We start from the raw sequence: 11,305 nt of genomic DNA on the forward strand, positions 1-11,305 counted from the left end.
CATCGGCGAGCGCGAGCAGCGGATCAGTGCGGAGCTGGCGGACGCCGACGCCAAACGCGCCGAGGCCCGGCAGGAGCGCGAGACCTTCCAGCAGAAGAACCAGGCATTCGACGCGCAGCGCGCGGCGCTCCTGGCCCAGGCGACGAACGCGGCGAAGGCCGAGCGCCAGCGGCTGCTCGACGAAGCTCGGCAGGCCGCCGACGCCTTGCGCGCCAAGCGGCAGGACGCCTTGCGACAGGAAGCCGAGCAGCTCAATCAGGCGCTATCGAGCCGGACCCGGCGGGAGGTCTTCGCGATCGCGCGCAAGACCCTGAAGGATCTTGCCGGGGCCAGTCTGGACGAGCGTCTGGTTGAGGTGTTCATCGAGCGCCTGGGGGCGATGCATGGCGAGTCGCATGCCGTGTTTGCCGAGGCGCTGAAGACGGCGACCGAGCCGGTGCGGGTGCGCAGTGCCTTTGAGCTGCCCGCAGCGCAGCGGGCGGTGATTCAGGCTGCGCTCAACAGCTTTTTTGAAACCGAGGTTCCGATCCAGTTCGACGCTGGGCCGGATTTGATTGGCGGGATCGAGATGAGCGTGAATGGACAACGGATCGGCTGGAGCATTGCGGATTATTTGAGATCGTTGGAGCAGGGGGTTGGGGAGTTGCTGAATGGGCAGCGTGGGGTTGCAAAGAGTGAATGACTTCAAGGACTCCAGGGACGACAAAGACTTTCAGGACGACCTCCAAGCCCTCTTCGACCAGACCTTTGCCGCCATCAGCCAGGCAAGAGACACCTTCACGCCTCGACTCGCCCCCCACGAGATCGGCACCATCGCCAGCGTCTCCACCGGCATCGCCAAGGTCTCCGGTCTGCCCAGCGTCGGCTTCGAGGAGCTGCTCGCGTTTCCCGGCAAGGTGTTCGGTATCGCCTTCAACCTGGACCCGGACGAGATCGGCGTCGTGCTGCTCGGGGACTACTGGCAACTGCACGCCGGCGACGCGGTCGAGCGCACCGGTCGGGTCATGGACGTAGCGGTCGGCGAGGGCCTGCTGGGGCGCGTCATCGACCCGCTCGGCCGACCGCTCGATGGCCTGGGGCCGCTGTCCACCAGCCAGCGCCTGCCGATCGAGCGCCCCGCCGCGGCCATCATGGACCGCGCGCCCGTCACCGTGCCGTTGCAGACCGGGCTCAAGGTCATCGACGCACTCATCCCCATCGGACGCGGTCAGCGCGAGCTGATCCTCGGTGACCGCCAGACGGGCAAGACCGCCATCGCGATCGACACCATCCTCAACCAGCGGGATCAGGATGTGCTGTGCGTCTATTGCGCCATCGGCCAGCGGGCATCCGCCATCGCCAAGACGCTGGCGATCTTGCGGGAACAGGGCGCGCTGGAGTACACCCTGGTGGTCGTGACCGAGGGCAACGACGCGCCGGGGCTCACCTACATCGCCCCCTATGCCGCGACCAGCATCGCCGAGCAGTTCATGGAACAAGGCCGCGACGTGCTGATCGTCTATGACGACCTCACCCACCATGCCCGCGCCTATCGCGAGCTGTCGCTGTTGCTGCGCCGCCCGCCCGGCCGCGAGGCTTTCCCCGGCGATATCTTCTACATCCACTCGCGCCTGCTGGAGCGCGCCACGCACCTGCGCGAGGGGCTTGGCGGGGGCTCGCTCACCGCACTGCCCATCATCGAGACCGAGGCGCAGAACCTCTCCGCCTACATTCCGACCAATCTCATCTCGATCACCGACGGACAGATCTATCTCTCGCCGTCGCTCTTCGAGCTGGGCGTGCTGCCGGCGGTGGATGTTGGCCAATCCGTCTCGCGCGTCGGCGGCAAGGCGCAGCGGGCGGCCTATCGCGCGGTGGCGGGCGATCTCAAGCTGGCCTATGCGCAATTCGAGGAACTGGAGACCTTCGCCCGCTTCGGCGCCCGCGTGGATGAAGACACCCGGCGCCGCATCGCGCATGGGCGGCGCATCCGCGCCTGCCTCAAGCAGCCGGAATTCGCCCCGGTATCCATGCCCGCGCAGATCGCCATCCCGCTGGCCCTGACCGCCGGGCTTTTCGACGCGGTACCACTGGAGCGGATGCCCGAGGCCGAGCGCGCGGTGCAGGAAGCGGCGACCGAGATCCCGGAGGACGTCAGCGAGCGATTGGTGCGCGCCGATACCTTGAGCGAGGCGGATCGTCGGACCATCGTGAACATTGGGCGCGCGGCGCTGGCCGCTCACCAAGCCGATTCACTCCCGGACGACGCGACGTCGGCGGACGCGCCATGAGCGACACCACCGCCAGCCTGCGCCACAAGATCAGCAGCGCCGGTGACCTCCAGGCCGTCGTTCGCACCATGAAATCGCTGGCCGCGTCGAGCATCGTTCAGTACGAGCGATCGGTGCATGCCCTGGGCGACTACGCGCGCACCGTGGAACTGGGGCTGAGCATCTGCTTCCGGGAGATCGGTCAGGCGGACGCACCGACTGGCGAAGCCAAAGGCGCCGCGACGGGCGAAATTGGCGCGGTCGTCTTCGGCTCCGATCAGGGACTGGTGGGCCAGTTCGCGCCTGCGCCGAATCCCTGGCCAGCGAGAACGCCAGCCGACTCGCCGCGATGCAGCGCGCCGACAAGAACATCGAAGAGTTGCTGGAGACGCTGCACGGAACCTTCCACCGACAACGCCAGAGCGCCATCGACGCGGAGCTGTTCGATGTCATCGCCGGCGTCGAGGCACTCGCCGAACCGCAGCGGTCAGCGCAACAGTGTTCAATCAGTCATAAGACAGGAGTCTGATCGGGTTTTGCCTTGGCCAGCGGCGGAGCACCGATGTCAACGCGCTCGAATTTGCACAGCGTCAGAGGCACAACGAAGCCCACCGCCGGGCCTGGCGGCCCGCTCGGTAGGCGGCCTCCTGGCCTATTTGCTGACTGGCGTCACATCCTTGTTGGAACTGAAATCGAAGAAGGTGTAGACCGGACAGAAGCGGAAATAAGCGGTGACGAGCAGCACCGCGCCGAGGAGTCCGCCAATCCAGCTACCGCGAAAGATGGCGAGGATCAGAAGGACGCCGACGATGGCGCGAATCAGACGATCGGTGTTGCCGACGTTGGGTTTGGTGTAATCGAAATTCATCACGAATGCTCCAGTGGTTGACGATGGATGGTGGCCTCCGTGCCGGATCGGTCCGTGGCGGGATCGGTTGGGATCGGGCCGCGATTCCGGTCCTTCCGTCCGCCGCGGGGCGGACGGGAAGTCCTGAAAAAATTTGCGTTAGACAGGCTCCGCGTTGCCCCCTCTCCTGTTCGGGTCAGGGGCGTTGACGTGCGCGAGCAGCCCCGAACGGAGCGCAAACCACCGGCCGATCGCCTTCTCGATCTCGACCAGCAGAAAGATCCCCGCGCCAAGTCCAACCGGCAGCAGCCAGTCGCGGGCGGCCAGGGGGGCGGTGTGGAACCAGGCGTTCATGAAGGGCGCATAGACGAACAGGGCTTGCAGCAGGGCGAGCGCCCCGACCGCGATCCCGACCGCCGGGTTGGTCAACCACCGACGCGGACTCAGGCTCGATGCGTGGAGCGAGCGACAGTTGAAGAGGAAGAAGACCTGCCCGAGCACCAGGGTGTTGACCGCCATGGTCTGCGCCGAGGCGATGGTGTCGCCCTGGCCCTGCTCGACGAGGAAGACGGCGATGGTGGCCGCGCCGATCAGCAGCGAGACCAGGACCATGCGCCACAGCAGCCAGCCGCCGAGGATGGGCGTGTCCGGTCGGCGCGGGGGGCGCCGCATCAGCCCCGGCTCGGCGGGCTCGAAGGCGAGCGCGAGCGATAGGGTCACGGCGACCACCAGATTGACCCAGAGGATCTGCACCGGCGAGAGCGGCAGCGCGAAGCCGAACAGCACCGCGACCAGGATGACCAGCGCCTGGGCGCCATTGGTCGGCAGCAGGAAGAGGATGGATTTGCGCAGGTTGTCATAGATGGTGCGGCCTTGCGCCACCGCCTGTTCGATCGAGGCGAAATTGTCGTCGGCCAGCACGATGGCGGCCGCCTCCTTGGTCGCCTCGGTCCCCTTGATGCCCATGGACACGCCCACGTCGGCGCGCTTGAGCGCCGGGGCGTCGTTGACCCCGTCGCCGGTCATGGCCACCACCTCGCCATTATCTTGGAGCGCCTGCACCAGCCGCAGCTTGTGCTCCGGGCTGGTGCGGGCGAAGACGTCATGATCCCGAACGATCCGGCGCAGCGCCGCGTCGTCCGCAGCCTCCAGCTCGGCCCCGGTGACCGCGCGATGCCCATCTCCGATGCCCATTTCCCGCGCGATGGCGATCGCGGTGCCGGGATGATCGCCGGTGATCATCTTGACCCGGATACCGGCCTGCCGGAAGGCGGCGATGGCCGCGACCGCCTCCGGGCGCGGCGGGTCGAGGATGCCGACCAGCCCCAGGAACAGCAGCCCGCCATCGAGATCGGCGGGCGCGAGGTCGCTCTTGTCGTCCGCGACGGCGCCCACGGCGGCGGCCAGCACGCGCAGTCCCTCGGCGCTAAGGGATTCGATCTGATCCTCCCAGAACCCCAACTCCAGCGGCTCGCGGCCGCCGTCGACGCCGCGCTGCTCGGTGCAGAGCCGCAGCACCGGACCGGGCGCGCCCTTCACCAGTATCCGCCGCGCCTGTCCTGGCACCAGGTCGAGCGTCGCCATGAGCTTGCGGGTCGAATCGAAGGGGATGACCGCCAGGCGCCGGGCCTCGCCCGACGCGAAACCAGCCTTGTGCGCGAGGGTACGCAGCGCGCCCTCGGTCGGTTCACCGATCACCGTCCAGTGGCCATCCTCCTCGGCGAGGTGGGCGTCGTTGCAGCGGGCCATGACCTCGACCAGGGCCTGGAGGTCCGGGGTTTGCGCGAGGGCGACGGAGCGCCCATTGAAGCGAATCTCGCCGTCCGGGGCATAGCCGATCCCCGTCACCTCGTACTGCGCGACGCGGGTGACCAGATGCCGCGCGGTCATCTCGTTGCGGGTGAGGGTGCCGGTCTTGTCGGTGCAGATGACGGTGACCGAGCCCAGGGTCTCCACCGCCGGAAGCCGGCGCGTGATGGCGTTGCGCCGCGCCATCCGCTGCACGCCGAGCGCCAGGGTGATGGTCAGAACCGCTGGCAGACCTTCCGGGATGGCGGCGACAGCAAAACCGATGGCCGCCATGACCAGCTCGCCCAGCGGGAAGTCGTGCAGCCACCAACCGATCAGGAACATCCCCGCCGCCAGGGCGAGGATCACGAAGGAGAGCACCCGACCGAAGGCGGCCATCTGGCGGGTCAGCGGGGTCGCCAGCGTCTGCACCTCCGCGATCATCCGGCCGATGCGCCCCAGCTCGGTGGTCGGCCCGGTGCCCGTGACCACCCCCAGCCCGGCACCGCCGGCGACCAGGGTGCCCGAGTAGGCCATCCCCCGCCGGTCGCCGATCCCCGCCGCCAGATCCACCGGATCGGTCCCCTTGTCGGCGGGCACCGACTCCCCGGTCAGCGCGGACTCGTCGATGCGCAGGCTCGCCGATTCGCACAGACGCAGATCGGCGGGGACGCGGTCGCCGGCGCGCAGGCGCACCAGGTCGCCCGGCACCAGATCGGCCGAGTCGAGCAGCCGCCACTGGCCGTCGCGTCGGCACTGGGCGTGCAGCGCGAGCATCTTGCGGATGCCCGCCAGCGCCTGCTCGGCTTTGCCCTCCTGGATGAAGCCGATGACGGCATTGATGACCGTCACGGCCAGGATCACCCAGGTATCGACCCAGTGCCCCATGAGCGCCGTCACGACCGCGCCGGCGAGCAGGATGTAGATGAGGCTATCGTGGAAATGCTTGAGGAAGCGCTTGATCGGCCCGTCTCGTGGCGGGGCGGGCAGCCGATTGGGGCCGACGAGCGCGAGGCGCTTGGCCGCCTCGGTGGCCGACAGCCCGTCGAGTCGGCTGCGCAGCGCCTGCAACACCTCCTCGGTCGCGAGCGCATGCGGCGCCCCGACGCCGAGCCCGCTGGGAACCGCCGCTGCCGCTGGCGCCAGCACGCGGTCGTCGTGAACGTCGAAGCGATAGAGCAGGAGGACGGCGGCCAGGGCTCCGCCCAGGAGCCAGTCCGGACCGATCAGCCAGAGCACGCAGGGCACGGCCAGGATGAAGACCCGAGTGCCCTGGTTGTAGTGGCGACCGGCGCGATCGAGGGTCTCGGCGATGGGGTCGAGCGCCGGGCCGTTGAAAAATCCGTCCGGCAGATTGATGACGAAGCCACCCTGGTTGTAGTACCGCAGCGCCAACAGGAAGGACATGAAGCCGGCGAAGAAGAGGGCGGCGAGCAGCAGCAGCTTGAGCCGCACGAGATCCGGACCGCTCGGCGCCGCGCTCAGCGCCTGCGACAGATCGGCCAGATCGATCCCGCCGAAGGTCACGCCCATGATGCCCAGGCTGATCAGCATGCAGGTCGAGGCGAACATGGTGGCGGACATCACCCAGTTGCGCAGGGTCTGGATCGCCAGGTTGTCCTTGTCCCCGACGCGCACGGCCTCGATCCAGGCCCGGCGCAGCCGGTTGGAACGGCCTTGGTGGGTGCGCTCGGGGTGGCGGCGCGCGAGCCAATTCATGGAGAGCTGATAGCCGATCAGCAGCACGAACCCCACGGCGTCCGCGCCCCGGATCCAGGGCCATCCGGCCAGCTCGGCAACCAGGGTGTCGAAAGCGGGGATGATCAAGCGCCGTCTCCCCTAGCGGTGCACAGGCGATTCACGCCGTTCACATATCCTTCTTGACATCTCTTGCCGTCTCGCTCACGGCATCGCCGCCGCGCTGGATATCCTTGCCGGCGCCCTCCATGGTATTGCAGCCGAACAATCCGCTGATCGCGATCAGCAGCATCAGCGTTAGGAGCTTATTCATCATCATCACCTGTTGTCTTGGCCATCAATTGGCGTTGCGCCACGGTCGGTCAGTCCAGCGTGCATCGTTTCCCGAGTAACTGGGTCGGGGTTTGCGCCACGGCTTGCGGGTGTCGCGCGGGATCAGTGAATGCAACTGGGATGTGTGAATCTAGCTGTCATGACGACGCGCTTCAGTGCGCTAGCGAACTTAAGAACCTGTTTTCATCGCCCTGTTTTCGCCGGCCGCTGAAAAAATCGCGCTCCATTCCTCCCCCGATGCGTCACGGCCATGACGTTAAGGAGTTTCCGTTCGCCCAGAGTCCTGAACTTGTCGAAGGGTCAAGGGCGAACGAAAAACCCTAAACCTCTGAGCGTAAAGCCGTTCATGGTTCGACAAGGCTCTCCTGAGCGAGACCGAATGGCTCGCCGCAAACGGCTTCGCTGAATGGCAGTGAGTTGTCGGCAGCGAAAACCCTTGACCGAGAATAGCCTTTCTATTTGTGATAGCGAACAGACGCTTGCCGGGGCGAGGACTCGCGTCAGCGTGCTAAATGCGTCACTGAATGCTCGCACAGTCCGATAGGGTTGAACCGGCGCTTGAAACAAGGCGTCCGTCGGACGCCTCGGGCGTGAACCACTGAATCGATGGTTCCCATCAATCCAAGATGGATCTTGACTGGAAAAACAGCCATGAGGGCGTGACCCCAAATGCGCCGCCACTCGGCCCGCACGGCGCGCTCGGCATCGACAGGATGCCGTCCGTCGCTCAGTCGCCGCCCAGGCGCCGCAGCCGTGACCGGAGCGCGTCGATCTCATCGAGCAGGTCGAGCACGAGTGCCGTGCTGGCGGCGTTCAATTCCAGATCGCGCGCGAGACGCAACGCCCTCCGTGCGCGTCTGAGCGTCGCCCCGCGAAACTGCCAATGCTCCGCGTCTTCGCCGCTCGGCGTCAGCACACCTTCCATCACCAATTCAACTACTTGATCGATCTCGGTCCGGCACGCCCGGCTCAGCTCGATGAGCGTGAACTGGACCTCCTCCTCGACAATGACGCACGGCGTCGCGGTCCTGTTAATCGTGTTCATCGGCATCAAGCCTCCAATGTGCCGCGCGGGTGGAAATCGCCGAACGCCTCGGCCATCCGGCGATAGGCGTCCTGTGCCGTCGGCGTGTCGGCCGGCGGCAAGCGAATCGAGAGCACCGCATAGAGATCGCCGGGGGGAACGCCGGGAAGACCCCGGCCCTTGAGGCGCAACTTGCGGCCCGGCGACGAGCCAGGCGGAACCGTGAGTTGGACGCTGCCATCCGGGGTCTGGACGGTGACGCCGGTGCCGAGGGCCGCTTCCCAGGGCGCGACCGGCAGGTCGAGGTAGACGTCACGGCCGTCGACGCGAAAGACCGGGTGCGGCGCGAACGCGATCTCAAGGTACAGATCGCCCGCCGGACCGTCACCCTGTCCTGGGCCACCTTGACCGGCGAGTCGCAGGTGTTGTCCGTCGCGGATGCCCTTGGGAATGTTGACCTCCAGGTGCCGCGCCTCGATGGTCGCTTGTCCGTTCGCATCGATCCGCGGGACGCGCAGCGAGATGCCGCGGCGGCCGCCCCGATAGGCGTCTTGCAGGTCGATCAATACCTTGGCGTGATGGTCGCTGCCCGCCCGCTGGCCCCGCCCACGGGCACCGGCCGTCGGGTGCCCGAAGAGCGATTCGAAGAAATCGCTGCGGTTGAAGTCGACGCTCTCGTCAAAGTCACCACCGCTGAACTCGAATCCGCTATTCCATCCGGGTGGCGGGCGAAACTCCTGGCCGTGTTGGTAGCGGTTCGCCACATCGTCATAGGCCGCCCGCTTCTCGACGTCTTTCAGTGCCTCATACGCCTCGGCCACCTCCTTGAAGCGCGCCTCGGCCTCCGGCTCTTGACTGACGTCGGGGTGATATTTGCGCGCCAGCTTGCGGTAGGCACGCTTGATCTCATCCTGGGCGACCGTGCGCTCCAGTCCGAGCACGGCATAGTAATCCTTGAATTCCATCAATCCTCCCGCGAAACCGCGTCCAGAGCGACATGCGTCGTTTCGAGCGAGGGTCGACCTTGCGGCAACCCACGACGTTCGGTGAGACGCGGTTAAGGCATATTAAATCAATTACTTAAAAGCTCAAGCCAGATCTCGTTGCGTCGCAGAAACCAGGGCTTCCAGGGAGGATCATAGCGAGCCCACACCGGTTCGCCATGCCAGGTCAGGCCACGTTGCGCGAGGGCCTCTTGCAGCGTCTTCAGGTGCTCGTCGTAGCGGCTCTGCGACCAGGTGCCTGAATAGCGAATGACGGCGATGGTGCGCGCCGGGATCGCGCGGAGCTTCACGCGCGGGTCGGTCGGCTCCGGCAGGGTCTCCAGCGTCCATTCCCGGGGCATCGCGAACTGATTGACGACTCTCCGGGCTGAAGACCCGGAGATTCTTGTTTCAACGAGACGAACCAATGCCAGCTTTCGCCAACACGGGATTGACAGTCTCTCCACAAGCTAACACGGCGAGCCCCGCCGCTTTGATGTTCAGAGCCGCATTCACGTCTCTGTCCAACTCGGTATCGCACTCCGGGCAGGTCCATTGCCGGACGCTTAAATCCAGCTTTGCGACGGTATGCCCACAGCACGCACAGCGTTTCGAGGATGGGAACCAGCGATCGATGGAGACCACCGTGCGTCCGTACCATCCTGCTTTGTATTCCAACTGCCGGACAAGCTCACCCCAATTTGAATCGCTGATGGCTTTCGCCAGCGCTGGGTTCTTCACCATGTTCTTGACTGCCAGGTTTTCGACGCAGATCACTTGGTTTTCGCGAATCAGCGTCGTGGTCAGTTGATGGGTGAAGTCACGGCGCGCATCGGCAATCTTGGCATGGACGCGCGCCACTTTCAGTTTGGCCTTGCGGCGGTTGTTGGATCCTTTCTGCTTCTTGGCGAGGCGTTTCTGTGCCTTGGCCAATTTCGCGGCGTACTTCGCCGTGTGCCTGGGGTTGCCCGTGCGCTCTCCGGTGGAGAGAACCGCCACGTCCTTGATGCCCACATCGACGCCAACCGTGACGTTGACCACGGGCAACAAGGCGATCTCTTCCTCCACCAAGAGAGAGACGAAGTACCGCCCCGCTGCGTCCTTGGATACCGTCACCGTGGTTGGTTTGCCGGTAAAACGGCGCGACCACCGGATATCAAGCGGTTCGGCTTGCTTGGCGATCTTCAGCGTTTCGCCATCCCATTTGAATGCCGACGTGGTGTATTCCGCCGACTGCGGGCTGTCCTTCTTTTTGAAGTGCGGGTACTTCGCCCGGCCTTTGAAAAAGTTGCTGTACCCCGTTTGGAGATGGCGCAACGACTGCTGCAAAGGAACGCTCGATACCTCGTTGAGCCAGAGACGCTCCGGTTCTTTTTTCCATCCAGTGAGGAGGGCCGAGCTTTGCAGATAGGACACGTTTTCTTGCCGTTCGTACCAGGCATCTTGTCGATACCTCAGTGATCGATTGTAGACATAGCGCACGCAACCGAACGTCTGGGCGAGGTTTTGAACCTGCTCAGGCGTGGGGTAAAAGCGGTATCGGTAGGCTTTAAACGGCATTTACAGATTCTAACGGAAAACTGTAAAAACAAAGCAAGCTCGAATTAGCGCCGCCCTAAAGGGACGGGGTTTCAACCGGGAGAAAATTTGATGAAGACAGTTAGAAACTGGAAGCGAGTCATCGAAGTCCCCAGGGAAATAGCGAGATCAATCAGCCTTGTTCCGTACCGACAGAAGATGAGGTCATCTTCTACCCCGATCTAGACCGCGTGTTCGGCAAAGAGATCATTCACTTGCGGCACCTTTGTCGCCGACTTCACGCGATCGGCATCATGTCGGCGGCTCGATCCTGGAGTCAAGCCCGACGGCGATCAGTCGATCGCGCTCGGCAGGATTCGCTCTGTGTGGTAGCGCACAGACCCAAGCCTCTCGGCAAGCGTAGTTTGATTCGGACATGCTCATCCCTGCAAGACCGGGCGAGCGTTTCGCGGGATCGGATGTCAGCGGCTTGTGAGGGTTGCCATCGTCCCATCTTGGGGGTGTTCATGGTCATGGACACGCGATTCGGGCCGTTCTGGTCCGTGGAGGGAGACGGCGGATGACAAACCAATCGCAACCGCAACGAACAAGAGTCATCCTCGCCGCGATCGCGATTGCGATTGCCGTCTCAGCGATCGGGGTGTTGGCCTGGAACGCCATGAAACCCTCGGGTCCGGGCGCCGGCTTCGTCAGCGGCAACGGTCGCATCGAGGCCACCGAGATCGATGTCGCCACCAAGCTCGCCGGACGGGTGGAGACCATCCTGGTCAACGAGGGCGATTTCGTGCAGGCCGGACAGCCGCTGGCCCGGATGCGGGTCGCCACGCTCGACGCCCAGCGCGAC

Annotated in this window: 11 protein-coding genes and 1 pseudogene; 5 read left to right on the plus strand and 7 right to left on the minus strand. The window is 65.1% G+C overall.

Annotated features, from left to right (window positions below):
• From QZY07_RS18790 to QZY07_RS18805, 4 genes and pseudogenes are all read left to right on the plus strand, one after another.
• The coding region (locus tag QZY07_RS18790) for a F0F1 ATP synthase subunit delta (RefSeq protein WP_295405989.1) at positions 1–682 on the plus strand (682 nt) is incomplete at its 5' end.
• On the plus strand, positions 675–2,270 hold the full coding sequence (locus QZY07_RS18795; RefSeq protein ID WP_295405991.1) for an alternate F1F0 ATPase, F1 subunit alpha: 1,596 nt from the start codon (positions 675–677) through the stop codon (positions 2,268–2,270). The genes QZY07_RS18790 and QZY07_RS18795, both read left to right, overlap by 8 nt.
• Positions 2,267–2,535 (plus strand): annotated as a pseudogene (locus QZY07_RS18800) (F0F1 ATP synthase subunit gamma); the annotation flags it as partial. The gene QZY07_RS18795 and the pseudogene QZY07_RS18800, both read left to right, overlap by 4 nt.
• A gap of 63 nt (positions 2,536–2,598) precedes the next feature.
• A complete protein-coding gene (locus QZY07_RS18805; RefSeq protein ID WP_295405993.1) occupies positions 2,599–2,778 on the plus strand; it encodes a F0F1 ATP synthase subunit gamma in 180 nt (59 codons plus the stop codon).
• Between the two features lie 123 nt (positions 2,779–2,901).
• On the opposite strand, the gene QZY07_RS18810 is transcribed toward QZY07_RS18805, so the two are convergent.
• The 7 genes from QZY07_RS18810 to QZY07_RS18840 all read right to left on the minus strand — a co-directional run bounded on the left by QZY07_RS18810 (position 2,902) and on the right by QZY07_RS18840 (position 10,482).
• Complete coding sequence (locus QZY07_RS18810) at positions 2,902–3,117, minus strand: DUF2892 domain-containing protein (protein WP_295405995.1); 216 nt, start codon at positions 3,115–3,117, stop codon at positions 2,902–2,904.
• Positions 3,118–3,255: 138 nt separating this feature from the next.
• Positions 3,256–6,687 (minus strand): HAD-IC family P-type ATPase, encoded by a 3,432-nt coding sequence (locus QZY07_RS18815; protein ID WP_295406004.1) that lies wholly within the window; start codon positions 6,685–6,687, stop codon positions 3,256–3,258.
• A gap of 64 nt (positions 6,688–6,751) precedes the next feature.
• A complete protein-coding gene (locus QZY07_RS18820) occupies positions 6,752–6,895 on the minus strand; it encodes an entericidin A/B family lipoprotein (protein WP_363184490.1) in 144 nt (47 codons plus the stop codon).
• A 747-nt stretch (positions 6,896–7,642) separates the two neighbouring features.
• Positions 7,643–7,960, minus strand: coding sequence for a chaperone modulator CbpM (locus QZY07_RS18825; RefSeq protein ID WP_295405997.1), 318 nt, complete (start codon positions 7,958–7,960; stop codon positions 7,643–7,645).
• Between the two features lie 5 nt (positions 7,961–7,965).
• On the minus strand, positions 7,966–8,904 hold the full coding sequence (locus QZY07_RS18830) for a DnaJ C-terminal domain-containing protein (protein WP_295405998.1): 939 nt from the start codon (positions 8,902–8,904) through the stop codon (positions 7,966–7,968).
• A 107-nt stretch (positions 8,905–9,011) separates the two neighbouring features.
• Entirely contained in the window at positions 9,012–9,389 is a 378-nt protein-coding gene (locus QZY07_RS18835) for a heme-binding protein (protein WP_295406000.1), read from the minus strand.
• Entirely contained in the window at positions 9,334–10,482 is a 1,149-nt protein-coding gene (locus QZY07_RS18840) for an RNA-guided endonuclease TnpB family protein (protein WP_295406001.1), read from the minus strand. The genes QZY07_RS18835 and QZY07_RS18840 overlap by 56 nt, the downstream gene beginning before the upstream one ends.
• Positions 10,483–11,020: 538 nt before the next feature.
• Between QZY07_RS18840 and QZY07_RS18845 the strand changes: the two genes are divergently transcribed.
• Positions 11,021–11,305, plus strand: a 285-nt coding sequence (locus QZY07_RS18845; protein WP_295406002.1) for a biotin/lipoyl-binding protein, incomplete at its 3' end; no start/stop codon positions are given.

The sequence above is a fragment of the uncultured Thiocystis sp. genome (assembly GCF_903866365.1).
Lineage (GTDB): Bacteria > Pseudomonadota > Gammaproteobacteria > Chromatiales > Chromatiaceae > Chromatium.